The organism is Nocardia pseudovaccinii, from assembly GCF_050942345.1.
GTDB classification, from domain to species: Bacteria; Actinomycetota; Actinomycetes; order Mycobacteriales; family Mycobacteriaceae; genus Nocardia; species Nocardia pseudovaccinii.
Genome location: NZ_CP192074.1, coordinates 1269482 through 1294817 on the forward strand (window position 1 = coordinate 1269482; position 25336 = coordinate 1294817).

Here is a 25336-nt window from a genome sequence, read left to right on the forward strand (position 1 = left end):
GCCGCGACGGTCAATCCGGCTTGCGCCAGCCCAACAGGACGGACTCGCTCTGTTGGGCACCCCATGGCAGGACGATGGCGACGATGACGGCGCACACCACCACCGCACCTGCCGCGACCAGTGATGCCGCATGCGAACCCTGCAGTGCCGCGGTTTTCATTGCGACGATGAGGTTTTCGCGCTGGCTTTCGAAGAACGGCGCCAGCGGGCGCTTGCGCATTTCGAGCACGCTGAGCGGACTGGCCTTCACCAGGCTCTTCTCGTTCTCGCTCATCAGCCCTGTCGGCACCGCATCGATGCGCGCGGCGATGCGAGTCGTGTAGTACGAGGCCACAATCGAGCCGAGCACCGCGACGCCGAGGGTGCCGCCGATTTCGCGGGTGGTGTCGTTGACCGCCGACCCTGCGCCCGCTTCGTCCAGTGGCAGTGCCGACATGATCGATTCGGTGGCCGGTCCCTGCACGATGGCCAGGCCGAGCGCCATCGAAACCATGGACGGCAGCACACCGATGACATAACTGCTGTCCACCGTGACCTGCCCGCCGAGATACAGCCCGGCCCCGGTGAGCAACAACCCGAATACGATCACCGGCGTGGTGCCGATGCGGGTCGCCATGAGCGTCGCGATCGGTGCGCCGATCGCCACGGAGAACGCGAACGGCAGTGAGGCGATACCGAATTCGAGCGGCGTGTACTCCCGCACCCCTTGGAAGTACTGAGTAATAAGGAACAGGAATCCGAACATCGAGAAGTAGCCGACCGCAATCGCCAAGGCGGGCATGGAGAATCGGCGATTGCGGAACAGCCGCATATCGAGAATCGGTGCGCCGGTGCGTAATTCCCACGTGATGAACGCCGCGAGCAGTGTGACGCCGAGTGCGCCGACGCCGAGTGTGGTCGTGGAAAGCCAGCCGTAGCGCGGCGCTTCGATGATTGCCCATACCAGTGCGGTGATGCCGATGACCGACAATCCGATACCCGGCAGATCGAGCCGCCCCACCTGGACGGATCGTGATTCGGGCACCCAGATCAAGGTGGCGGCCAGGGCGATCAGCGCCACCGGCACATTGATCCAGAAGACCGAATGCCACGAAAAGTGTTCCAGCAGCCAGCCTCCCGAGATCGGGCCGATCGCGATGGCGAAGCCGGCCATGGCTGTCCAGGCGGCGATGGCCAGGGCGCGCTCGCGCTTATCGGTGAAGATATTGATGATCAGCGCCAGCGTCGCGGGGAAGACGGCCGCGGCGAAGACTCCCATCGCGGCGCGGGCGGCGATGACACTGCCCATGGAGTCCGACAGCGCCCCGCCGATCGACATGACGGCCATGCCGACCAGGCCGATCATCATGACGCGGCGGCGTCCGTAGCGGTCGCCGAGGTTGCCGAAGGCAAGCAATAGTCCGGCGAAGGTCAGGGTGTACGCATCGACGACCCATTGCAGGCCGCTGACGCCGGTGGCCAATTCCACTCCGATGGAGGGCAGGGCCACATTCACGATGGTGTTGTCGAGGACGACCAGCAGCTCTGCCAGACAGATGACGGCAAGAGCGATGAAGCGCCTGGTGCGTCGTTCCAACAGCACCGGTGGATCGACTATGGAGGTTGCCATAGTTCGGTAGTCAAACAGTAACTGTCACTCTTGGTAACACATTATTGCCGCGACGTCCGACACATAGTGGGTCGAATTGTGAGCTGTGCCACAACAATTCGGGCGCAGAAGGGTTCCGTTCGCAGCCGTTTTGGCAGATGGGGGCGGGTTCGGCTACTCTGGACCGAAGTAATCGACGAGTTCGATGACTACCCAATCCGTTCTACCGAAGACCGTTGGTCGCTGCGCCCATTCGGGCGTGGTCGAAGGTCCGGCATCGAGCCGGCGGCCCACGCAGGGAGGACCGAGGCTGGGATTCGATCTGGGCAATGCCCGGGTCGATCACCTACTGCGCCCCGGAACGCTCTGCGTTCGGGGCGTTTGCTTTTCGCTGGCCCCTGGTACTCGGCAGTTCGAATACGAACCGACATCCAGAGAGGAGGCGAAGTATGGCAAAACCCGAGAAGGTCACCGCGGTCGAGGAGATCACGGAGCAGTTCAAGAGCTCGTCGGCCACCGTCATCACGGAATACCGTGGTCTGTCGGTCGGTAAGCTCACCGATCTGCGTCGCGCGCTCGGCGAAGGCGCTACCTACTCCGTCGCCAAGAACACCCTGGTCAAGCGGGCGGCCGCGGAAGCGGGCGTCGTTGGCCTGGACGACTTGTTCGTCGGACCGACCGCCATCGCCTTCATCAAGGGCGAGCCGGTCGACGCAGCGAAGGCCATCAAGACCTTCGCCAAGGAGAACAAGGCGCTCATCATCAAGGGCGGGTACATGGACGGCGCCGCGCTGTCCGTTGCCGAGGTCGAGAAGATCGCCGACCTGGAGTCCCGCGAGGTGCTGCTGGCCAAGCTGGCCGGCGCGATGAAGGGCAACCTGGCGAAGGCTGCCGGTCTGTTCAACGCTCCCGCCTCGCAGGTGGCCCGCCTGGCCGCCGCGCTGCAGGAGAAGAAGCAGGCCGAAGAAGGCGGAGCTGCCGCCGAGTAACACCCCGTGCGGGTGGATCGCGTGCGCTTCGCCCACATAGACAACCAACTACCGAAAGGAAACAACAATGGCCAACGTTGACGAACTGCTCGAGACCTTCGGCAACATGACCCTGCTCGAGCTTTCGGACTTCGTCAAGAAGTTCGAGGAGAAGTTCGAGGTCACCGCGGCTGCTCCGGTCGCCGTCGCCGCCGTCGGTGGCGCTGCCGCTCCGGCCGAGGCCGCCGAGGAGCAGGACGAGTTCGACGTCATCCTCGAGGGTGCCGGCGACAAGAAGATCCAGGTCATCAAGGTGGTCCGTGAGATCGTCTCGGGCCTGGGCCTGAAGGAAGCCAAGGACCTCGTCGAGAGCGCCCCGAAGCCGATCCTGGAGAAGGTCGCCAAGGACGCCGCCGAGGCTGCCAAGGCGAAGCTGGAAGAGGCCGGCGCCAAGGTCTCCGTGAAGTAATTCGCGAGTAACTCGCCGAACGGGCGGTCCCCATCGGGGGCCGCCCGTTTGCGTTGTCATGACGCGTGCGACGGTAATGCGAATATTGCGAGTGATTCGGGGTTACTCTTCGGTCAGGTAAGGGTGTGCCGCGTCATGCTCATGGGTTACAGTGACCGCACCCACTGTGATGCGACACACCGTGATACCGAATAGCGCGGTTCGCCGGTGGGTGGCTCGCTGAGAATTTGTGGAGGTTGGCGTGGGCGTCGAGGTCAGGACCGAGGGTGTTACCAAGTCCTTCGGTTCACAGCGAATTTGGCAGGACGTCTCACTGACGCTGCCCTCGGGTGAGGTCAGCGCGCTGCTCGGCCCCTCGGGTACCGGTAAGTCCGTCTTTTTGAAGTCGCTGATCGGTCTGCTGCGTCCGGAGCGTGGTTCGATCTTCATCGACGGCACCGATATCACCACCTGCTCCAATAAGGAGCTCTACGAAATCCGCAAGCTGTTCGGTGTGCTGTTCCAGGACGGCGCGTTGTTCGGGTCGATGAATCTGTTCGACAATGTGGCGTTCCCGTTGCGTGAGCACACGAAGAAGTCCGAATCGGACATCAAGAAGATCGTGATGGAGAAGCTCGAGCTGACCGGTCTGCTCGGTGCCGAGGGCAAGCTGCCCGGTGAGATCTCCGGTGGTATGCGCAAGCGTGCCGGTCTGGCTCGCGCGCTGGTGCTGGATCCGCAGATCATCCTGGTCGACGAGCCCGACTCGGGTCTGGACCCGGTGCGTACCTCGTATCTGTCGCAGCTGTTGATCGATATCAACGCTCAGATCGACGCGACGATCCTGATCGTGACCCACAACATCAACCTGGCGCGCACCGTGCCCGACAACATCGGGATGCTGTTCCGTCGCTCGCTGGTGATGTTCGGTCCGCGTGAGGTGTTGCTGACCTCGGAGGAGCCGGTGGTCAAGCAGTTCCTCAACGGTCGGATGATCGGTCCGATCGGTATGTCGGAGGAGAAGGACGAGGCGCAGATGGCCCGCGAGCAGGCCCTCGTGGATGCCGGGCACCATCACGGTGGCGCCGAAGAGGTCGAGGGCATCATCCCGCAGATGCGGGCCACTCCGGGCATGCCGGTGCGTCAGGCGGTGCTTCGCCGTCAGGCGCGCGTCCGCGAAATCATGCACACCCTGCCGCATGCGGCCCAGGCGGCTATCCGTGAGTCACTTGAGCAGAACGACGACACGCAGGTGATGGCGTACCAGAACAGCGAGCTGGGCGGATACGAGGGTGGGTCATTCGACACTACCGTGCGCCACAACACAACTAACGGGTAACATCTGCGATCGTGAATTCCACCCTGGCGCGATTGCGGACTCCAATGGAGTCGGGGTTTGGCCAGGCCGGCAACATCTTTGCGCTGTTCATCGACGTTATGCGCAAGACGTTCAAACGGCCTTTCCAGTTGCGCGAATTCATCGAGCAGTCGTGGTTCATCGCGAGTGTCTCGATCTTGCCGAGCGCACTGGTTGCCATCCCGTTCGGTGCGGTTGTCGCGCTGCAGACCGGCTCTCTGATCAAACAACTAGGCGCCGAATCGTTTACCGGCGCAACCAGCGTCCTGGCTACTGTCCAGCAGGCCGCCCCCGTTGTCACCGCGTTGATCATCGCGGGCGCGGCCGGATCGGCGGTAGCCGCCGATCTCGGCTCGCGCACCATCCGTGAGGAGATCGACGCACTCGAGGTGCTCGGCGTCGATCCGGTGCAGAAGCTCGTGGTGCCGCGCGTACTCGGCATGATGCTGGTCGCGCTGCTGCTCAACGGTCTGGTATCGGTGGTCGGCATCGCCGGCGGCTATTTCTTCAATGTCGGGTTGCAGGGCGGTACGCCCGGCGCCTACCTCGCTTCGTTCTCCGCGCTGGCCCAACTGCCGGACCTGTGGATCGGCGAGATCAAGGCCTTGGTATTCGGTCTGATCGCAGGCGTGATCGCCGCGTACAAGGGGTTGCATCCCAAAGGGGGCCCGAAAGGAGTCGGAGACGCGGTGAACCAATCCGTGGTTATCACCTTCATGGTTCTGTTCTTCGTGAACTTGATCCTGACACTGGTGTATTTGCAGGTCGTCCCCGCCAAGGGCGCCTGACCCGTGGCCACCTCGTACCGTCCCCCGGTCCTGGCGAAATCCGCCCGCCGGGTCCGTGAGATCGCGCGCATGCCGGTGAATGTCGTCGATCGCGCCGGCGATCAGATGTCGTTCTATTCCAAGGCCATCGCCTGGATTCCGCGCACCGCGGTGCACTACCGCAAGGAGGTCATGCGGCTGCTCGCCGAGGTGACCTTCGGCAGTGGTGCGCTGGCTGTCATCGGCGGCACCATCGGTGTCATCGTGTTCATGTCCGGCTCGGTCGGCGTCGTCGTCGGCCTGCAGGGCTTCAAGGCGTTGGATTCGCTCGGCAGCTCGGTGCTGACCGGCTTCCTCACCGCGTACATCAACACCCGCGAGATCGCGCCGCTGGTCGCGGCGCTCGCGCTATCGGCGACGGTGGGTTGTGGTTTCACCGCCCAGCTGGGCGCTATGCGGATCTCCGAGGAGATCGATGCGCTCGAGGTGATGGCGGTGCCGGGTGTGCCGTTCCTGGTCACCACCCGGGTGATCGCGGGCTTCCTCGCGGTCATCCCGCTCTACATCGTGGGCCTGCTGGGCACATTCCTGGCGTCGCGAATGATCAGCATCTGGTTCAACGGACAATCCAGTGGTTCCTACGACCACTATTTCAGTCTGTTCCTGCCACCAGAAGACGTCTTGTATTCATTCGTCAAAGTATTGGTCTTCGCATTCGTAATCATCATGGTGCATTGCTATTACGGCTTCAATGCCACCGGCGGACCGGCCGGTGTCGGCGTCGCGGTGGGTCGCGCGGTGCGCGCGGCGATCGTGCTCGTGAATGTGCTCGATTTCTTCCTGAGCCTCGCAATCTGGGGAACTACTACGACAGTGCGGGTTGCCGGATGAGCACGCGGATCATCGAAATGGGAGCGGCAGTGAGGTGCCGTCATGAGTAATCACGTGCAGATGTGGCGCGCGACCGAGAAATTGCGCGTCCGGCTGCTCGGTATCGCATTCTTCGTGGTCTGCGCACTATTCCTGGTCACCACGGTCGCGATCTACAACAAGGCGTTCGTCGATACCGTCCGGGTCGAACTGATCACCGACAGCGTGGGAAATGCGTTGACCCGCAATGCCGATGTGAAGGTGCGCGGCGTCAATGTCGGCGAGGTCAGGTCCAGCCGGTCCGAGGGCGGCAAGGTGACCCTCGACCTCGCGATCGATCCCGGTAAGGCCGAGCAGATTCCGGTCAATGCGACGGCCCGGCTGCTGCCGAAGACGCTGTTCGGCGAGCGGTATGTGGATCTGGTCATCCCGGACGAGCCGAGTAAGCAGCACCTGACCGAGGGGGTGACCCTGCATCAGGACACCAGTGGCAATGCCATCGAGATCAGCAAGCTGCTCGACGATGTGCTGCCACTGCTGCAGGCGATTCCGCCCCAGGATCTCGCCTCGACGCTCGGCGCACTGTCCCAAGCGCTTTCGGGTCAGGGTCTGGCGCTCGGTGAGACGGTGGAGAAGTTGGATCACATCTTCCGTGAGGTCAACGGGGTCATGCCGGATCTCAAGCAGGATCTGGTGAGCTTCGCCGATGTGGCCGCCACCTACTCCGATGCGCTGCCGCAGCTGGTCGACGCATTCGACAACCTGCGCACCACCAACGCGACCATCGTGCAGCGTCGTCCGCAGATCGACACCCTGCTGGCCACGCTGAATCCGACCGCGGCCACCACCGCGGACTTCCTGATCGCCAACCGCGACAACATCATCGATGTGGCCGCCGACTCGCGGCCCGCGCTGGAACAGCTGGCGACCTACTCGCCGACCTACACCTGCGCAATAGCGAACTTCGCCAAGATGAAGCCGCGCATCGACCAGCTCATGGGTATGGGCACCAAGCGGCCCGGCTCGCGAGTCACCATCGAGCTGACCAACACCCGCGGCAAGTACCTGCCCAACCAGGACGAGCCGCGCTGGCTGGACACCCGCGGGCCTTGGTGCCTGCCGGAATACCCGGTCTTCACCGATCCGGGTCAGTACACCGGCGGACCGATCAACGATGGTTCCTACCAGGTGCCGAGCCGCAATCCGGGTGACCAGGACAGCGGCAAGCTACCGGTGCCGCAGTTCGGCATGTACCCGGCCGCGAATGTGCCGACCACGGCCGGTTCGCCCGCCGAACAGCAGACTCTCGGCACGATCTACGGTGCGGCGAACGGTGTTTCGCCCGACCAGGTGCCCAGCTGGGTCACCAGGATCGGTGCACCCGCATTCCGTGGCAGCGAGGTGAGCGTGCGATGAAGGAAGCGATGCGCGGCCTCGGCGGGCCGCTGACCAAACTCGTCATCTTCGTCGTCGTCACGCTGTTGGCGACGACGATCCTCGGGCTCTCGATCGCCAACTACACCGGCGGCGGCACCGCGTTCACGGCGCGCTTCTCCGATGTCACCTCGCTCAATAAAGGTGACGAGGTGCGCATCGCCGGTGTCCGGGTCGGCAAGGTCACCAGCGTAAAGATCGTGGACAAGCGCCAGGCCGAGGTCGGATTCGAACTGACCGACCGCGATTGGCTGCCCGCGTCCACGACGGCGACCATCAAGTACCGCAACCTGGTCGGCCAGCGCTATATCGCGCTGGACCAGGGCACGGGCGAGCAAGGCCGCAAACTCAACAAGGGTGCGACCATCGGGCTCGAGCACACCAGGCCCGCACTGAACCTGACCACACTGTTCAACGGCTTCCGTCCGCTGTTCCAGACACTGACCGCCGATGACGTGAACAAGCTGTCCTACGAGATCATCCAGGTCTTCCAAGGGGAGCAGGGCACCATCCACGATCTGGTGGCGACCACTGCGAACCTGACCAACAAGATCGCCGACAAGGACGCGGTCATCGGTGATCTGGTGCGCAACCTGACGGCCGTACTCAATGCGGTCAACGAACGCGAGGGCCAGTTCGATCAGCTGATCGTCAATACCGAGGCACTGGTCAGCGGACTGGCCGCCGAACGCGACACCATCGGCAGCTCGGTCACCTCGCTCGCCAATCTGACCTCGGCCACCGCGGATCTGCTGGTGCCGACCCGCCCGACGCTGCAGGGTTCGATCGCCGGGCTCAGCCAGCTCACCGGCACTCTCGACGAGCGCAAGGACGAAGTGAATACGGCGCTGACGAATCTGCCGATCAAGATGGAGAAGCTCGGCCGCGCCGGCAGTTACGGCTCCTGGTTCCAGTTCTATCTGTGCGGTATCGACATCGTGGTCGGACCGGGCGCGGTAGATGCGCCGCAGCTCAACCTCCCTGCCGGGTTGCCGACGGTCAACCAGCCGCTCTACACCAATGCCGCGCCGCGGTGCCAGGGGAAGGGTGGTCACTGATGGACGACCGGATCCTGCTCGGCAAGCGCAGCCCCGCGTTCCTGGGTGTGCTCGGCCTGGCCATGGTGCTGCTCGTGACGATCTCCGCGTTCTTCCTGGACAAGTTGCCGATCATCGGCGCCGGCACCAAGTACACCGCGCAGTTCTCCGAGGCCGCGGGCCTCAAGAAGGGCAATGAGGTTCGCATCGCCGGTGTGAAGGTCGGTGCGGTATCGGATGTCCGGCTCGACGGCAATAAGGTGCTCGTCGACTTCCGTACCCAGGACGCGTGGGTCGGCAACGAGACCACCGCCTCCATCCAGATCAAGACCGTGCTCGGCCAGAAGTACCTGGCGCTGGATCCGAAGGGCTCCGAGCCCGCCGATCCGAGCAAGGTGATTCCGTTGTCGCGCACGGTATCTCCGTACGACGTGGTGGACGCGTTCAGCGATGCGGCCAAGAACATCGACCAGATCGACACCGCACAGCTGGCGACCAGCATGCGGGTGCTCTCGGAGGCGTTCGAGACCACCCCGCCGGAGATCCGCAACTCCATCGACGGCGTGGCTCGGCTCTCGGAGACGCTCGGCAAGCGCGATGAGGAGCTCAAGAAGCTGTTCGCGGCGACCAGGCAGACCACCGGTGTGCTCGCCGACCGCAATCAGCAGTTCGAGCGCCTGCTTGCCAACGGCGGACAGTTGCTGGCCGAGTTGAACATTCGCCAGCAGTCCATCGCACAGCTGCTCACCGGCGCGAAGACGGTGTCGGCCGAACTGAGCGCGCTGGTCGCCGATAACGAGAAGCAGATGGGGCCGGCATTGACCAACCTCGCGGCCTCCATCGACCTGCTGAACAAGAATCAGCAGAACATTTCCAAGACGCTGGAACTCGCGGCGCCGTTCTACGGCCTCTACGCGAATGTGCTCGGTACCGGGCGCTGGTTCGACGCGGTGATCGTGAACCTGCTCCCGCCCGGTCTGCCGGAGATTCCGGGCGATCGGCCGCCGGTGCGCACCATGGGAGGTAACTGACATGGGGGTGAACTGGCCTCGTAAGGAGCCGATCACCGCGCTGCGGACCTCGCGCCGCGGCACCAAGGCGACCATCGCGATCGGCGTGATCGTGGCGCTGGTCCTGGCAGGCGCCCTCTGGTGGGTTTTCGACCGGATGACCACGACCAAGATCACCGCGTACTTCGACCGCTCCGTGGGCATCTACGAGGGTTCGGATGTGCGCATCCTCGGTGTGCCGGTGGGCAAGGTGGATTCCGTCGAGCCGCAAGGCGAACAGGTCAAGGTGGTGATGAGCGTCGACCGCAGCATCGACGTGCCCGCCGATGCCAAGGCCGCGCAGATCACGCCGTCGATCGTGTCCGACCGCTACATCCAGCTGACCCCGGCCTACACCGGCGGACCGAAAATGGCCCGCAACGCGACCATTCCGCGCGATCGCACGGTCACCCCGGTCGAGGTCGATCAGCTGTACAAGAGCATCACCGAACTCTCGGATGCGTTGGGCCCCAACGGCGCCAACGCCCAGGGCGCGGTGAACCAACTGGTGCGCACCTCGGCCGCGAATCTGGCGGGCAACGGAGAGGCGTTGGCCAACAGCATCACTCAGCTCTCGCGCGCGGCGCGGTACCTGGGCGACGCCCGCGGCGATATCTTCGACACCGTCAAGAATCTGCAGACCTTCGTCACCATGCTGGCCCAGAACGACCAGCAGGTGCGGCAATTCAATGCCCAGCTCGCGGATCTGTCGACCTTCCTCGCGGGGGAACGCCAGGATCTTGGCGCGGCGCTGAACCTGCTGTCGGTCGCACTCGGCGATGTCGCCCGATTCATCGACGAGAACCGGGATCTGATCCAGCAGAATGCCCAGGGCCTGACCACGCTCACCGCGACGCTGGCCAAGCAGCGTGACGATCTGGCCGCGGCACTGCCGGTGCTGCCGCTGGCGCTGAGCAATCTGATCAATATCCACAACGCCGAATCCGGCACTCTCGATATGCGCGCCAACTTCACCGATCTGCAGGATCCGTTCGGTGCGGTGTGCAAGATGCTGGATCTGAGCAAGCTGATGCCGGGTGATCCGAAGTTCGAGGCGCTCGGCAAACAGATGCGCCCGATTCTGGATCACTGCAAGGAGATCACCGATCAGATCACCGCCGGTGTGAAGACGCCGACGCTGATCCTGCCGTTCGGCATCCTCAGCAATGACAACCAGCAGCGCGACCCGGTGCCGGGCACGGTTCCCGGTACACCGTCCGATCAACTTCCGCCCTCGCAGGGAGGTGGCCAGCGATGAACAGGCGAATCCGTTCCGTGGCCAGCGCGGTGCTGGTGGTGGGCATGAGCACGGTCCTGGTGACTTCGTGCTCGTCCGAGGGTATCTACGCGGTGCCGCTGCCCGGTGGCGCCGATGTCGGCGACCACCCGATGACCATCGATATCCGGTTCGACGATGTGCTCGATCTGGTGCCGCAGTCCGCGATCAAGGTCGAGGGCGTGGCGGTCGGCCGCGTCGAGAAAATCGCCCTGGCTCCGGACGGTTGGACGGCCAGCGTGCGCGCGCTGGTGAACTCCTCGGTCGACCTGCCCGCCAATGCGCGGGCCGAGGTGCGGCAGTCGAATCTGCTCGGCGAGAAGTTCATCGAACTGTCCAAGCCGGCCGAGGAACCCGACAGCAAGAAACTCGCCAATGGTTCGGTCATCCCGGCCGACCACACCAGGCACGCGACCGAGATCGAGCAGGTGCTCGGTGCGCTGTCGTTGCTGCTCAACGGTGGCGGCGTCGCGCAGCTGCAACCCATCGTCACGGAGCTGAACAAGACGCTCGGCGGCCGTGAGGAGCGCGTGCGCTCGCTGCTGGATCAGGCCAATACCCTGATCGGCGGGCTGAACGAGCAGGTCGACGACATCACAAGGGCCATCGACGGACTCGCCACGCTGAGCGGTCGGGTGAGCACCCAGACCGATCAGATCAGCAAGATCATCGATGAGTTGCCGCAGGGCATCAAGATCCTGAACGAGCAACGGCCACAACTGATTTCGCTGTTGGCGCAGTTGGATCGGGTGGGTCAGGCCGGTTTCGACGTGTTGAACCACTCGAAGGACGATCTGATCAAGGATCTGACCTCACTGCGTCCGACGCTGCAGGAACTCGGCAAGGCCGCACCGGATCTGGTCACCGCGCTGCCGCTGATACCGACCTATCCATTCCCGGACTCGACGCTGGAGGGCACCTTCGGTGGTCAGGTGAATACCTGGCTCTCGGTGGATCAGCAGATCGGCGTCACGCTCAGCAACCTCGGTGTCGGCAAGGGAGATCCGGTGTACATCCCGCCGCCCTACGGCCCCGAGGTGCCGGTGAATCCGACCAACCCGTATTACGGCGGCAATGGTCCGCGCCCGGGTTGGCCGACGGTATCGCTGCTGCCGCTGCCACCCAATATTCCGCGCTACCCCGCTGGCCTGCCGCAGCTGCCCGCCAATCCGCTCGGGGCGATTCTCGACCAGATCGGAGGTGGTCAGCGATGACCCGTCTGGTGCGCTACCAGCTGGTCGCGTTCGCCGTGATCGCGGTGCTCGGCGTGGTTTTCGTCGGCGCCAAATACGTTCGGCTCGATCACATGCTCGGCATCGGCGAGTACAACGTGAGGGTCGACGCCAAGCAGACCGGCGGCATCTACAAGGGCGCCGAGGTGACCTACCGCGGCGTCCCGGTCGGCCGGGTCGGCAGTCTCGAACTCACCGACAAGGGTGTGGCTCTCCGCCTGGTGCTCGATTCGAGTGGGCCGAAGATTCCGGAGTCGGCCAAGGCGGTGATCGCCAACCGTTCGGCCATCGGTGAGCAGTACCTCGATCTGCAGCCCGATTCCGATAAGGGCCCGTATCTGCGCGACGGTTCGGTCATCACCTCGGCGACGACTCCGATTTCGGTCGAGCAACTGGTCCAGAGCGTGGACACCTTCACTCGCTCGGTGGATCTCACCGCGCTCAACACCACCGTCACCGAACTCGGCAAGGCCTTCGACGGCAAGGGCGACGACCTCAAGGTCTTCGTCGATTCGCTGAACAAGTTCACCGCCACGTTCAACGACAGCCTGCCGCAGACGATCCAGTTGATCCGCGACGGTCGGATCGCACTGGGCACCCAAGCCGAGCAGTCGGGCTACATCCGGCAGTTCAGCCAGGGCCTCGACCTACTCACCGCTCAACTGCGCTCGAGCGATCCGGATATCCGGCGGCTCATCGGCACCGGCACCGATGCCGGCCAGCAGATCACCGCGCTGCTGAACGAGAGCGGCGGCGCGCTCACCGAGGATCTGACCAACCTGCGTCAGCTGCTGTTGACCATCTCGCCGAAGTTCTACGCGCTGCGTCCGCTGCTGCAGATGCTGCCGGGGCTGTCCATCGGCGCGTCGTCCACCGCGCCCGGCGACGGCACCAGCCACTTCGGCCTGGTGCTGGAGGCGAACAACCCGCCCGCGTGCACCCAGGGCTATGAGGGCACCAAGGCGATCCTCGACCAGATGAAGCGGGAGAATCCGGACTTCGACGACACCCGCGACGAGTTCCCGTTCAACAAGGACGCGAAATGCACTGTGCCGTTCGGTAATCCGACCGCGGTGCGCGGCGGAATGCGCGCCGATCTGGCGGATCCGAGCATTGTGCAGCCCTGGGATGCCAACCCCAAGACCGATCCCGAGAAGCTGAATCTGAACCCGATCGCCGTGCAGATGGCCACCCTGTTGGGGGTCACGCCCAAGCGGTGAACAGGACCTACGCGGCTACGCCGCAGTAACAATAGTTAGGGTGTCTGGCTGTGAGCATCGACATGTCCAAGGAAACGCCGGTAACCGGCTCCGATTCCACGGAAGCTGATGCCGCAGCGCATGACGCGACGGCATCGGATCCCGTGCGCCCGGCGGTCGCGCCCGCGGACGCACCCCGCGGACGACTCGCGGTCACCCTGGTGGCGGCCGCCGCGTTGGTGGTCGCGTTGATCGCCGCGGTCTGGTTCGGCACCGGCTGGGTGCGCGCGGCCTTCTTCACCGACGGTCCGCGCGTCGAGGCGCGCGATACCGCGCTCGCCGATGCCAGGCAGGCCGCGATCAACCTGATGTCGCTGGATCCCAATGATGTCGAGGGTTCGATCAAGCTGATCCAGTCGTCGATGACCGGATCGCTGCTCGACGACGCCACCAAGACCCAGGAGCAGTTCCGCGAGCAGGCCACGCAGGCCAAGACCAAGCTGGAGTCCAAGGTCGTCGGGTCGTCGCTGACCGCGCTGAACTCCGAGCGCGACCACGCCTCCGCGCTCATCGTGCTGCAGACCACCAGGACCGTCCCGGATGTCGCGCCGTACTCCTACCGTCAGACCTGGGCCCTTGATCTGGTCAAGCAGGGTGAGGTCTGGAAGGCCGAGAAGGCGAGTCCGTTGAGTCAGCCGATCCCGCTGAATCAGCCGACTGCGGCACAGCCCGGTGCGACACCCGCGCCCAAGCCCGGATCGTAGGAGAACCCGTCATGGCATCTCGTCGACCAGTCAATCGGGTCACTCCCCGCAACCGTCCCACCGTCGGCCGCACGGCGGCGAACACCGGGGCCGTCAGCACGCGCCGCAGCACTCGGGCGGCCGACGAAGCGACCCCGAAGCGCCGGACGAAGGTCGCCGGTAGCGCGGAACCGGTCGGGCCTGCTCCGCAGCCCGCGGAGCCGTCGCGGCCGTGGTCGCAGCGGTTGCGTCCGGGCGCGGGGTGGGGCGTGGTCGCGGCCCTTCTCCTTGTCGCTGTGCTGCTGGGGGCCTTCGCCGCGGTCGCGGCGTTCCGTCCCGGCATCGACGATTCCAACGAGGCCTACGTGGACACCAAGGCCACCGAAGAGGTGACCGCGGCCGCGTCGCACGCGTTGAAGACCATCTACGCCTATGACGTGAACAAGCTCGACGGCTACAAGGATGCGGTGCACGGTGTCGTCACCGGGCAGATGCTCGCCGATTTCGACAAGTACGCCGATACCAATCTCGCCGCCCTGAAACAGGCGCAGACCAGCGCCGATGCCCTCGCCGACCCGATCGGGGTGACCTTGCTCACCGAGGACAGGGCCGAGCTGCTGGTGAACTTCGTGGTCAGCGCGAACAAGAACGGCGTCGCCCAGCAGAGCGCCTCCGGTCCGATCGTGCTGAAAATGCAGAAGGTGGACGGCAAGTGGCTGGCCGCGGCCATCGTCGACCAGTGATTTCGGCGGCATAAGCCCAGCGGGGCAGGGGATCTGGCTGATCACCGGGTCGGGCCCGCCACTTGACGAGTTTCGCCGGACACGTCACGCTATTCACAACAGCGGCAGCTGTCACAGTGGCTTCTCGCGCCCCGTGGCTCCCGACGCAGCCAGCGATTCGGACCCGGAATGCGGCCATAACGGTCACGGCGTGCCGCCACACGGAGGCTTGTTCGGGTGGTACTTTGACACCACCTTGCGTATGGGTGTACGGTTGGACGTTGCGCTGGCTGCCTCCTGTCCATACCTCGATTTGCACACGTAAGTTCCACCTTCCGGTGTTACTTCCGTTGTTGCCTGTTCGGGTTTCGTTCGGGTTGTATCCAGCGGAATTCGTAGCAGACAAGCGACGGTCGCGGACCACCACGCGACGCGCGTGAGGTGCTGGAAGGACGCATCTTGGCAGTCTCCACCCAGACCAAGGCAGTTGCCGGAATCCCCGGAGCCCCGTTGCGGGTGTCTTTCGCGAAGATCCGTGAACCCTTGGAGGTGCCCGGACTTCTCGATCTACAGACCGACTCATTTGCATGGTTGATCGGCTCGCCCTCGTGGCGTGAGAAAGCCGCGGCTCGCGGCGACGGCGGACTAACAGGCGGTCTGGAGGAGGTGCTCGAGGAGCTCTCGCCGATCGAGGACTTCTCCGGGTCGATGTCCCTTTCTTTCTCTGATCCTCGTTTCGAGGAGGTCAAGGCCTCCATCGACGAGTGCAAAGACAAGGACATGACCTACGCGGCGCCGTTGTTCGTGACCGCCGAGTTCATCAACAACAACACCGGTGAGATCAAGAGCCAGACGGTCTTCATGGGTGATTTCCCGATGATGACCGATAAGGGCACGTTCATCATCAACGGCACCGAGCGCGTCGTCGTCTCGCAGCTGGTGCGTTCGCCGGGTGTGTACTTCGATCACAGCGTCGACAAGGGCACCGAGAAGGATCTGCACAGCGTGCGGGTCATTCCGTCGCGTGGCGCTTGGCTGGAGTTCGATGTCGACAAGCGCGACACCGTCGGTGTGCGCATCGACCGCAAGCGTCGTCAGCCGGTCACCGTGCTGCTGAAGGCACTGGGTTGGACCACCGAGGAGATCGTCGAGCGCTTCGGCTTCTCCGAGATCATGATGTCGACCCTGGAGAAGGACAACACCGCCGGTCAGGACGAGGCGTTGCTGGACATCTACCGCAAGCTGCGTCCGGGCGAGCCGCCGACCAAGGAGTCCGCGCAGACCCTGCTGGAGAACCTGTTCTTCAAGGAGAAGCGCTACGACCTGGCGCGCGTCGGTCGCTACAAGATCAACAAGAAGCTCGGCATCCACCTGGGCGAGCCGATCACCGCATCGGTGCTCACCAAGGAAGACATCGTCAGCACGATCGAGTACCTGGTGCGTCTGCACGCTGGTGATCGGGCGATGACCGCGCCGGGCGGCGAAGAGGTGCCGGTCGAGGTCGACGACATCGACCACTTCGGCAACCGTCGCCTGCGCACCGTCGGCGAGCTGATCCAGAACCAGATCCGGGTCGGCCTGTCCCGCATGGAGCGCGTGGTCCGCGAGCGGATGACCACCCAGGACGTCGAGGCCATCACACCCCAGACCCTGATCAACATCCGTCCCGTCGTGGCCGCGATCAAGGAGTTCTTCGGAACTTCGCAGCTGTCGCAGTTCATGGACCAGAACAACCCGCTGTCGGGTCTGACCCACAAGCGTCGCCTCTCGGCGCTCGGCCCGGGTGGTCTGTCCCGTGAGCGCGCCGGTCTGGAAGTCCGCGACGTGCACACCTCGCATTACGGCCGCATGTGCCCGATCGAGACCCCGGAAGGCCCGAACATCGGCCTGATCGGTTCGCTGTCGGTGTACGCGCGGGTCAACCCGTTCGGCTTCATCGAGACGCCGTACCGCAAGGTGGTCGACGGCAAGGTCACCGATGAGGTCAAGTACCTCACCGCCGACGAAGAGGACCGCCACGTCCGTGCGCAGGCCAACTCGCCGGTCGACGCCGACGGCCGCTTCCTCGAGGAGCGCGTGCTCTGCCGCCGGGGCAACGACGAGAACGAACTCGTCCCCGCCTCCGAGGTCGACTACATGGATGTTTCGCCGCGCCAGATGGTTTCGGTCGCGACCGCGATGATTCCGTTCCTCGAGCACGACGACGCCAACCGTGCCCTCATGGGTGCGAACATGCAGCGCCAGGCCGTGCCGCTGATCCGTTCCGAATCCCCGATCGTGGGTACCGGTATGGAGCTGCGCGCCGCGGTCGACGCCGGTGACGTCGTGGTGAACGAGAAGTCCGGTGTGGTGGAAGAGGTTTCGGCCGATTACGTCACTGTGATGGCCGACGACGGCACCCGCAAGAGCTACCGGATGCGCAAGTTCGCCCGTTCGAACCAGGGCACCTGCGCGAACCAGCGGCCGATCGTGGACGAGGGTCAGCGCGTCGAGTCCGGTCAGGTGCTCGCCGATGGTCCCTGCACCGAGAACGGTGAGATGGCGCTCGGCAAGAACCTGCTGGTGGCGATCATGCCGTGGGAAGGCCACAACTACGAGGACGCGATCATCCTGTCGCAGCGCCTCGTCGAAGAGGACGTGCTCACCTCGATCCACATCGAGGAGCACGAAATCGACGCCCGCGACACCAAGCTCGGTGCCGAGGAGATCACCCGGGACATCCCGAACGTCTCCGACGAGGTCCTCGCGGACCTGGACGAGCGCGGCATCGTGCGCATCGGCGCCGAGGTTCGTGACGGCGACATCCTGGTCGGCAAGGTCACCCCGAAGGGTGAGACCGAGCTGACCCCGGAGGAGCGGCTGCTGCGCGCGATCTTCGGTGAGAAGGCGCGCGAGGTGCGCGACACCTCGCTGAAGGTGCCGCACGGTGAGTCCGGCAAGGTCATCGGCATCCGTGTGTTCTCGCGCGAGGACGACGACGATCTGCCTCCGGGCGTCAACGAGCTGGTCCGGGTGTACGTGGCGCAGAAGCGCAAGATCCAGGACGGCGACAAGCTGGCCGGTCGCCACGGCAACAAGGGTGTCATCGGCAAGATCCTCCCCACCGAGGACATGCCGTTCATGCCGGATGGCACCCCGGTGGACATCATCCTGAACACCCACGGTGTGCCGCGTCGTATGAACATCGGCCAGATCTTGGAGACCCACCTCGGGTGGATCGGCAAGGCGGGATGGGATGTCGGTGCCTCGGACGGTTCCCGTCCGGACTGGGCAAGGGCGCTGCCGGAGGAGATGCTGGCGGCCCCGGCCGAGTCCAACATCGCCACCCCGGTGTTCGACGGCGCTCGTGAAGAGGAGCTGACCGGTCTGCTCGCCTCGACCCTGCCGAACCGCGACGGTGAGCGCATGGTCGACGACAACGGCAAAGCGACGCTGTTCGACGGACGTTCCGGTGAGCCGTTCCCGTACCCGGTGGCCGTCGGCTACATGTACATCCTGAAGCTGCACCACCTGGTCGACGACAAGATTCACGCCCGTTCGACCGGTCCGTACTCGATGATCACCCAGCAGCCGCTCGGTGGTAAGGCGCAGTTCGGTGGTCAGCGCTTCGGTGAGATGGAGTGCTGGGCCATGCAGGCCTACGGCGCCGCTTACACGCTGCAGGAGCTGCTCACCATCAAGTCCGACGACGTGGTCGGTCGCGTGAAGGTGTACGAGGCGATCGTCAAGGGCGAGAACATTCCGGAGCCGGGCATTCCGGAGTCGTTCAAGGTGCTCCTGAAGGAGCTCCAGTCGCTGTGCCTCAACGTCGAGGTGCTGTCTTCGGATGGCGCGGCGATCGAGATGCGCGACGGCGATGATGAGGATCTGGAGCGCGCGGCCGCGAACCTGGGCATCAACCTGTCCAGGAACGAAGCCGCGACCGTCGACGATCTGGCGAACTAGGCGGTAGGGCCGGATGGCGTGCACGCCGACGACATCCGGCCTCCGCGCTCGACCAACTAGTGAACTTTTTGCTCGAATTCGACCCGAATAGGGGAAAGGAAGTTACGTGCTAGACGTCAACTTCTTCGATGAACTCCGGATCGGTCTGGCCACCGCCGAAGACATCCGCCAGTGGTCCTACGGCGAGGTGAAGAAGCCGGAGACCATCAACTACCGCACGCTCAAGCCGGAGAAGGACGGCCTGTTCTGCGAGAAGATCTTCGGTCCGACCCGGGACTGGGAATGCTACTGCGGTAAGTACAAGCGCGTCCGCTTCAAGGGCATCATCTGTGAGCGCTGTGGCGTCGAGGTGACTCGCGCCAAGGTGCGCCGTGAGCGGATGGGCCACATCGAGCTGGCCGCTCCGGTTACCCACATCTGGTACTTCAAGGGCGTGCCTTCGCGCCTCGGATACCTGCTCGACCTGGCGCCGAAGGATCTGGAAAAGATCATCTACTTCGCCGCCTACGTCATCGTCGGCGTCGACGAGGAGCTGCGTCACAACGAGCTCTCCACGCTCGAGGCCGAGATGGAGGTCGAGAAGAAGGCCGTCGCCGATCAGCGCGACGCCGATCTCGAGGCCCGCGCCCAGAAGCTCGAGGCCGATCTGGCCGAGCTCGAGGCCGAGGGCGCCAAGTCCGATGTCCGCCGCAAGGTCAAGGACGGCGGCGAGCGCGAGATGCGTCAGCTGCGCGACCGCGCCCAGCGCGAGCTGGACCGGCTCGACGAGATCTGGAGCACCTTCACCAAGCTCTCGGTCAAGCAGCTCATCGTCGATGAGGTGCTCTACCGCGAGCTGATCGACCGCTACGGCGAGTACTTCACCGGCGCCATGGGTGCGGAGTCCATCCAGAAGCTGATGGAGAACTTCGACATCGACGCCGAGGCCGAATCGCTGCGCGAGACCATCCGCAGCGGTAAGGGCCAGAAGAAGCTGCGCGCGCTCAAGCGGCTCAAGGTTGTCGCGGCCTTCCAGGCCAACGGCAACTCGCCCATGGGCATGGTGCTCGACGCCGTTCCGGTGATCCCGCCGGAGCTGCGCCCGATGGTTCAGCTCGACGGTGGCCGCTTCGCCACCTCCGACCTGAACGACCTGTACCGCCGCGTGATCAACCGCAACAACCGCCTCAAGCGACTGATCGATCTTGGCGCGCCCGAGATCATCGTCAACAACGAGAAGCGGATGCTGCAGGAGTCCGTGGACGCACTCTTCGACAACGGCCGCCGCGGCCGCCCGGTCACCGGACCGGGTAACCGCCCGCTGAAGTCGCTGAGCGATCTGCTCAAGGGTAAGCAGGGTCGTTTCCGTCAGAACCTGCTCGGCAAGCGCGTCGACTACTCGGGCCGTTCGGTCATCGTCGTCGGTCCGCAGCTGAAGCTGCACCAGTGCGGTCTGCCCAAGCTGATGGCGCTGGAGCTGTTCAAGCCGTTCGTGATGAAGCGTCTGGTCGATCTGAACCACGCGCAGAACATCAAGTCCGCCAAGCGGATGGTCGAGCGGCAGCGTCCCCAGGTGTGGGATGTCCTCGAAGAGGTCATCGCCGAACACCCGGTGCTGCTGAACCGTGCGCCCACCCTGCACCGCCTCGGCATCCAGGCCTTCGAGCCGCAGCTGGTGGAGGGTAAGGCCATCCAGCTGCACCCGCTCGTCTGTGAGGCGTTCAACGCCGACTTCGACGGTGACCAGATGGCCGTGCACCTGCCGCTGTCCGCGGAGGCGCAGGCCGAGGCCCGCATCCTGATGCTGTCCTCGAACAACATCCTGTCGCCTGCTTCGGGTCGTCCGCTGGCCATGCCGCGTCTGGACATGGTGACCGGTCTGTACTACCTGACCCGCCTGGAAGAGGGCGCGAAGGGCGAGTACCAGGCGGCCACCAAGGACGCACCGGAGCAGGGCGTGTACTCCTCGCCCGCCGAGGCGCAGATGGCGGTGGACCGCGCTGAGCTCACCGTGCGTTCGCTGATCAAGGTGCGTCTCACCGACCAGCGCCCGCCGAAGGCAATCGAGGCGGAGCAGTTCCCGGACGGCTGGAACCGCGGCGACGCGTGGATCGCCGAGACCACCCTCGGTCGCGTGCTGTTCAACGAGCTGCTCCCGGCGGACTACGCGTTCATCAACGAGCAGATGCCGAAGAAGCGTCAGGCCACGATCATCAACGATCTGGCCGAGCGCTACCCGATGATCGTGGTCGCGCAGACCGTCGACAAGCTGAAGGACGCGGGCTTCTACTGGGCCACCCGTTCCGGCGTGACGGTCTCGATGTCGGACGTGCTCGTTCCGCCGGAGAAGACCGAGATCATGGAGCGCTACGAGGCGCAGTCCGATCAGATCGAGAAGAAGTACCAGCGTGGTGCGCTCGATCACCAGGAGCGCAACAACGCCCTGGTCAAGATCTGGCAGGAAGCGACCGAAGAGGTCGGTAAGGCGCTGCGTTCGCACTACCCGGCCGACAACCCGATCATCACGATCGTCGACTCGGGCGCGACCGGTAACTTCACCCAGACTCGTACCCTCGCCGGTATGAAGGGCCTGGTTACCAACCCGAAGGGTGAGTTCATCCCGCGGCCGATCAAGTCCTCCTTCCGTGAGGGCCTGACGGTGCTGGAGTACTTCATCAACACCCACGGTGCTCGTAAGGGTCTGGCCGACACCGCGCTTCGTACCGCCGACTCGGGTTACCTGACCCGTCGTCTGGTGGACGTCTCGCAGGACGTCATCGTGCGCGAGCACGACTGTGGCACCGAGCGCGGCATCCTGGTGCCGATCGCGGAGAAGCAGCTCGACGGCTCGCTGATCCGGGACGCGCACGTGGAGACCAGTGCCTACGCCCGTACCCTCGCGGCGGACGCGCTGGATGCCAAGGGCAACGTCGTGGTGGGTAAGGGCGCCGATCTCGGCGACCCGGCCATCGAGGCGCTGCTCGACGCGGGTATCACCGATGTGAAGGTTCGCTCCGTGCTGACCTGCACCACCGGCACCGGCGTCTGCGCGACCTGCTACGGCCGCTCGATGGCGACCGGCAAGCTGGTCGACATCGGTGAGGCCGTCGGTATCGTCGCCGCGCAGTCCATCGGTGAGCCCGGTACCCAGCTGACCATGCGTACCTTCCACCAGGGTGGTGTCGCGGGCGACGACATCACCGGCGGTCTGCCCCGTGTGCAGGAGCTCTTCGAGGCTCGTGTGCCCAAGGGCAAGGCGCCGATCGCGGAGGTCTCGGGTCGGGTGCGGCTCGAGGACGACGATCGCTTCTACAAGATCACCATCATCCCGGATGACGGTGGCGAAGAGGTTGTCTACGACAAGCTCTCGAAGCGTCAGCGTCTGCGTGTGTTCAAGCACGACGACGGCACCGAGCGTCTGCTCTCCGACGGTGACCACGTCGAGGTCGGCCAGCAGCTGCTGGAAGGCGCGGCGGATCCGCACGAGGTGCTGCGCGTGATGGGCCCCCGTCAGGTGCAGATCCACCTGGTCCACGAGGTCCAGGAGGTCTACCGCTCGCAGGGTGTGTCGATTCACGACAAGCACATCGAGGTCATCGTGCGTCAGATGCTGCGTCGCGTGACGATCATCGATTCGGGTGCCACGGAGTTCCTGCCCGGTTCGCTCACCGAGCGTTCCGAGTTCGAGGCCTCCAACCGTCGTGTCGTCGCCGAGGGCAATGAGCCCGCGGCGGGGCGCCCGGTGCTGATGGGTATCACGAAGGCGTCGCTCGCGACCGATTCGTGGCTGTCGGCGGCATCCTTCCAGGAGACCACCCGAGTCCTGACCGACGCGGCCATCAACTGCCGCTCGGACAAGCTCATCGGCCTCAAGGAAAACGTGATCATCGGCAAGCTGATCCCGGCCGGTACCGGTATCAACCGCTACCGCAACATCCAGGTCCAGCCGACCGAAGAGGCTCGTGCCGCGGCGTACGCGGTGCCGTCCTACGACGACACCTACTACAGCCCCGACAGCTTCGGCACCACCACCGGTGCCGCGGTCCCGCTCGACGATTACGGTTTCAGCGACTACCGCTGACCCTGCTAACAGCATTCGGCCCCCGCTCCCTCCTGGAGCGGGGGCCGTTTTGCGTCGTCCAGCTGCTATCCGCTGTGCTCGGGATCAGGGCGGTGGACGCAGATTCGCCTACTATGGGCAGATGCCGCCCGCTAGCCCGCTACCAGCCGGTGACCCGCATCGTGTCATCACGGGTCCCGACGGGGTCGTCGAGGTGATCGTGAGCCTCAGCGAGTACCAGCAGCTCAAAGCTGAACGCGAGGAACTGCGCCGCTTGCGTGCCGAGCAGCGCAGAACCGAGGTTGCCGCACAGATCTGCGACGGAATGGCCCAGTTCGCCGCCGATCCCGGCACATTTCGAACCCTGACTCGTGAGGACTTGCAACGGGACGACATCTTTGACCGGCCGTAGAGTTCTGATTGAGGTTAGCCCCCGAGCCGAGCAACAAGTTCACGAACTGCCCGACGTACTTCGCGTTCGGGTCCGATTGGCGCTGCTCGATCTGCTGGACGACCCGCTACCTCTTGCTAAGGGCGCCATTCCCTTTCGAGCTGGCGGAGACGAGATGACTTCCCTGGCACATTGCCGGAGAAATACGTCGCGGCCGCAGCGTCTTTCGGCGCGAATGTGCTGTCACCGGTACATGGCAGTCCGCAGGACGGCACGGTGCGGGATCCGGGTTACGCGGCATTCACGACCGCCGAACTGGTCCGCGCCGCACATGAGCGCGGCATGACGGTGGTGCCATGGACGGTCGACGATCGCCCCACCATGACCGCGCTGATCGATCTCGGCGTGGACGGCCTGATCACCAACCGCCCGGACCTGCTGCGCGCCATCCTCGCCGAACGCGGCTACCGGCTGCCAAGGGCATATCACCGATGACGTACTCGCGGGCAGGTTTTGCCTGCGATGTGGCACTTTTCCTCGAACCCCGCCGGTAGCCAGTTACCCGATTGCAAGAGCGGGTGGCTCGGGAACTGAGTGTGTGCCGCCAGTGCGAAAATCAGTACGGCCCATGGGCTTTGGACTTGGAGGAGATGTGGATTGCCGTTTCGGTCCGGATAACGGCAGATCAGCCGGTCGGGGCCGGGCATATCCACCATTTCCAGACCCGACCAATGCACCGAGAACGAATGATCGGCGTTGTAGCAGTACATCCGCCGGTCCGAAACCATTACCGAGCCGGGGCGTTCGGCCACCCAGCGCGGGCGCAATCCGGCCTCGGCCTGGCGGCGTCGCGAGCGGTTCGCCATGGCATTGCCGAGATGGGCCGCCGCCACGAAGGACAGCGTGCCGACAGCCGTCACGCTGTTGCGATTCCAGGTTCCGTCCCCGACCGCCCGCCACTGAAACCAGACGGCAGGGCCCTCGGCCAGGCATATTTCATCGGATTCGGTCCGGACCATGGTGGCTCGGGTCGGCAGTTCCGCAAGCCGGTCGTGCAGCAGGAAGTCGATGACACCGCAGGTGTACAGCAGATGGTCGTCGGCCGTGGACCAACCCACCTGCTGCGCGATGATCCGATCGATATCGGAGGTCGGGTCGTACATCGGCCCTACCGCCCGATCGGCCGCAGACACATCGGCTTTTCCGCCGCTTTCCGCGCCAACGCCGTCATGCATTATCCAATCGCGATAGACATGCCACCGATGTCAATTGTGCCCAAGCCGAGCCGATCGCGCGATCGTCGGCCACGGTGCAAGGTTGTGTTCGTAGGCTGGTACAGCCCGAAATGCCGGGCCCGGCCGCCGACTTCGAGACGGGATCCCCACCCATGACGTATGGACAACAGCCCGGCTATGGCTACCCGCCTGCCCAGCCCCAGTTCGAACCACCGGCACATCTGGGCTTCGCGGTCGTCGCCACGATTATCGGCACGCTGACCTGCCTGGTGGGAACGGCGGTCGGGCTGGTCGCGATCGTCTTCGGTACCCAGGTGCATTCGAAGTGGATCGCGGGCGACGTCGCGGGCGCGATCGACGCGTCCAAGAAGGCGCGAGGCTGGGCAATCGGAGCCATGGTGGCGAATGTGCTGTGCGTGGTACTCGGACTCGGCTACCTGGTCGTCACACTCACCCACTCTTCTTCCTGACCCGGTGGACAGCCGCTATCCCGCCGAGGTATGAAATTAGAACACGTTTCAGTTCAGTGGGAGATGCGATGGACGACGCGGCCATGGGCGATCTGGTGATGGCCGGATTTCAGAAGCTGGGATTTATCCAGTTCGCCGGTATCGAAGGAGTGGAGTTCAGCGCGGGCCGCAATGTCGTGACGATCGCGCCGAAGCCCGAACATCTCAACCACAACGGTGATCTGCATGCCGCGGTGCTGTTCGGCCTGGCCGAGACGGCGGCGATGGGCGCGTCGATCTCGGGCATCGTCGATCTCATGGGTGAGACGTTCATCGTCGCCCGCGACGGCCGGATCGAATATCTGGCGCGGGCCAAGGGCGAGGCGGGTCCGTTTCTCGCGACCTCCGAGTTGACCGCCGAAACCCTGGAAAAGGTCCGCGCCGATATCGCGGCGCGGGTCGATGTCGAGCTGGAGGTGCCGGTGGATATCACCGACAGCACCGGTAAGTCCGTTGCCGCATCGGCATTCACGGCGGTTATTCGGCCACGGCGGATGTGATCGATCGACCCGGTCGGGAGGGTGCCT

General features: G+C 64.5%; 21 protein-coding genes. 19 read left to right on the forward strand and 2 right to left on the reverse strand.

Features of this window, described 5'->3' with window-relative positions; translation table 11 throughout:
- Window positions 1-10: 10 nt before the first annotated feature.
- On the reverse strand, window positions 11-1609 hold the full coding sequence (locus ACQPZ2_RS05940) for an MFS transporter (RefSeq protein WP_433524643.1): 1599 nt from the start codon (window positions 1607-1609) through the stop codon (window positions 11-13).
- Window positions 1610-2037: 428 nt separating this feature from the next.
- Between ACQPZ2_RS05940 and rplJ the strand changes: the two genes are divergently transcribed.
- The 17 genes from rplJ (at window position 2038) to ACQPZ2_RS06025 (ending at window position 23560) form a co-directional block, all read left to right on the forward strand.
- Window positions 2038-2577, forward strand: coding sequence for a 50S ribosomal protein L10 (gene rplJ, locus ACQPZ2_RS05945; RefSeq protein WP_040696007.1), 540 nt, complete (start codon window positions 2038-2040; stop codon window positions 2575-2577).
- Window positions 2578-2644: 67 nt separating this feature from the next.
- Window positions 2645-3025, forward strand: a complete 381-nt coding sequence (gene rplL / locus ACQPZ2_RS05950; RefSeq protein WP_040696004.1) for a 50S ribosomal protein L7/L12 — start codon at window positions 2645-2647, stop codon at window positions 3023-3025.
- Window positions 3026-3266: 241 nt separating this feature from the next.
- A complete protein-coding gene (locus ACQPZ2_RS05955) occupies window positions 3267-4343 on the forward strand; it encodes an ABC transporter ATP-binding protein (protein ID WP_174566289.1) in 1077 nt (358 codons plus the stop codon).
- Window positions 4344-4387: 44 nt separating this feature from the next.
- Window positions 4388-5149 carry an MlaE family ABC transporter permease gene (locus ACQPZ2_RS05960; RefSeq protein WP_063045457.1) on the forward strand — a complete coding sequence of 254 codons (762 nt, stop codon included), beginning with the start codon at window positions 4388-4390 and terminating at the stop codon, window positions 5147-5149.
- Between the two features lie 69 nt (window positions 5150-5218).
- Window positions 5219-6019: an MlaE family ABC transporter permease gene (locus ACQPZ2_RS05965; RefSeq protein WP_063045471.1), complete on the forward strand. Its 801-nt coding sequence runs from the start codon at window positions 5219-5221 to the stop codon at window positions 6017-6019.
- Window positions 6020-6061: 42 nt separating this feature from the next.
- Entirely contained in the window at window positions 6062-7414 is a 1353-nt protein-coding gene (locus ACQPZ2_RS05970; RefSeq protein ID WP_433524644.1) for an MCE family protein, read from the forward strand.
- Between the two features lie 8 nt (window positions 7415-7422).
- Window positions 7423-8490 carry an MCE family protein gene (locus tag ACQPZ2_RS05975; RefSeq protein WP_433527335.1) on the forward strand — a complete coding sequence of 356 codons (1068 nt, stop codon included), beginning with the start codon at window positions 7423-7425 and terminating at the stop codon, window positions 8488-8490.
- Window positions 8490-9500, forward strand: coding sequence for an MCE family protein (locus tag ACQPZ2_RS05980; protein ID WP_433524645.1), 1011 nt, complete (start codon window positions 8490-8492; stop codon window positions 9498-9500). Before ACQPZ2_RS05975 ends, ACQPZ2_RS05980 begins: the two co-directional genes overlap by 1 nt.
- 1 nt (window position 9501) lies before the next feature.
- Window positions 9502-10776 (forward strand): MCE family protein, encoded by a 1275-nt coding sequence (locus ACQPZ2_RS05985; protein WP_433524646.1) that lies wholly within the window; start codon window positions 9502-9504, stop codon window positions 10774-10776.
- Window positions 10773-12008, forward strand: a complete 1236-nt coding sequence (locus ACQPZ2_RS05990) for an MCE family protein (RefSeq protein WP_433524647.1) — start codon at window positions 10773-10775, stop codon at window positions 12006-12008. The genes ACQPZ2_RS05985 and ACQPZ2_RS05990 overlap by 4 nt, the downstream gene beginning before the upstream one ends.
- Window positions 12005-13246: an MCE family protein gene (locus tag ACQPZ2_RS05995; RefSeq protein WP_433524648.1), complete on the forward strand. Its 1242-nt coding sequence runs from the start codon at window positions 12005-12007 to the stop codon at window positions 13244-13246. The genes ACQPZ2_RS05990 and ACQPZ2_RS05995 overlap by 4 nt, the downstream gene beginning before the upstream one ends.
- Window positions 13247-13296: 50 nt before the next feature.
- Entirely contained in the window at window positions 13297-13989 is a 693-nt protein-coding gene (locus tag ACQPZ2_RS06000; RefSeq protein ID WP_433524649.1) for a hypothetical protein, read from the forward strand.
- A gap of 11 nt (window positions 13990-14000) precedes the next feature.
- Window positions 14001-14711, forward strand: coding sequence for a hypothetical protein (locus ACQPZ2_RS06005; protein WP_433524650.1), 711 nt, complete (start codon window positions 14001-14003; stop codon window positions 14709-14711).
- A 420-nt stretch (window positions 14712-15131) separates the two neighbouring features.
- On the forward strand, window positions 15132-18635 hold the full coding sequence (locus ACQPZ2_RS06010) for a DNA-directed RNA polymerase subunit beta (protein WP_433524651.1): 3504 nt from the start codon (window positions 15132-15134) through the stop codon (window positions 18633-18635).
- A 106-nt stretch (window positions 18636-18741) separates the two neighbouring features.
- The gene (locus ACQPZ2_RS06015; protein WP_433524652.1) at window positions 18742-22695 is read left to right on the forward strand and encodes a DNA-directed RNA polymerase subunit beta'; all 3954 of its coding nucleotides are present in this window, start codon (window positions 18742-18744) and stop codon (window positions 22693-22695) included.
- A 121-nt stretch (window positions 22696-22816) separates the two neighbouring features.
- Window positions 22817-23086, forward strand: coding sequence for a hypothetical protein (locus tag ACQPZ2_RS06020; protein ID WP_433524653.1), 270 nt, complete (start codon window positions 22817-22819; stop codon window positions 23084-23086).
- 171 nt (window positions 23087-23257) lie between these two features.
- Window positions 23258-23560, forward strand: a complete 303-nt coding sequence (locus ACQPZ2_RS06025; RefSeq protein ID WP_433524654.1) for a glycerophosphodiester phosphodiesterase — start codon at window positions 23258-23260, stop codon at window positions 23558-23560.
- Here ACQPZ2_RS06025 and ACQPZ2_RS06030 read toward each other — a convergent pair.
- Complete coding sequence (locus ACQPZ2_RS06030) at window positions 23551-24300, reverse strand: hypothetical protein (RefSeq protein ID WP_433524655.1); 750 nt, start codon at window positions 24298-24300, stop codon at window positions 23551-23553. The genes ACQPZ2_RS06025 and ACQPZ2_RS06030 overlap by 10 nt on opposite strands.
- A 152-nt stretch (window positions 24301-24452) precedes the next feature.
- On the opposite strand from ACQPZ2_RS06030, the gene ACQPZ2_RS06035 reads away from it, so the two are divergent.
- Entirely contained in the window at window positions 24453-24770 is a 318-nt protein-coding gene (locus ACQPZ2_RS06035) for a CD225/dispanin family protein (protein ID WP_169814680.1), read from the forward strand.
- A 68-nt stretch (window positions 24771-24838) separates the two neighbouring features.
- The gene (locus ACQPZ2_RS06040) at window positions 24839-25309 is read left to right on the forward strand and encodes a PaaI family thioesterase (protein ID WP_433524656.1); all 471 of its coding nucleotides are present in this window, start codon (window positions 24839-24841) and stop codon (window positions 25307-25309) included.
- Window positions 25310-25336: the final 27 nt, after the last annotated feature.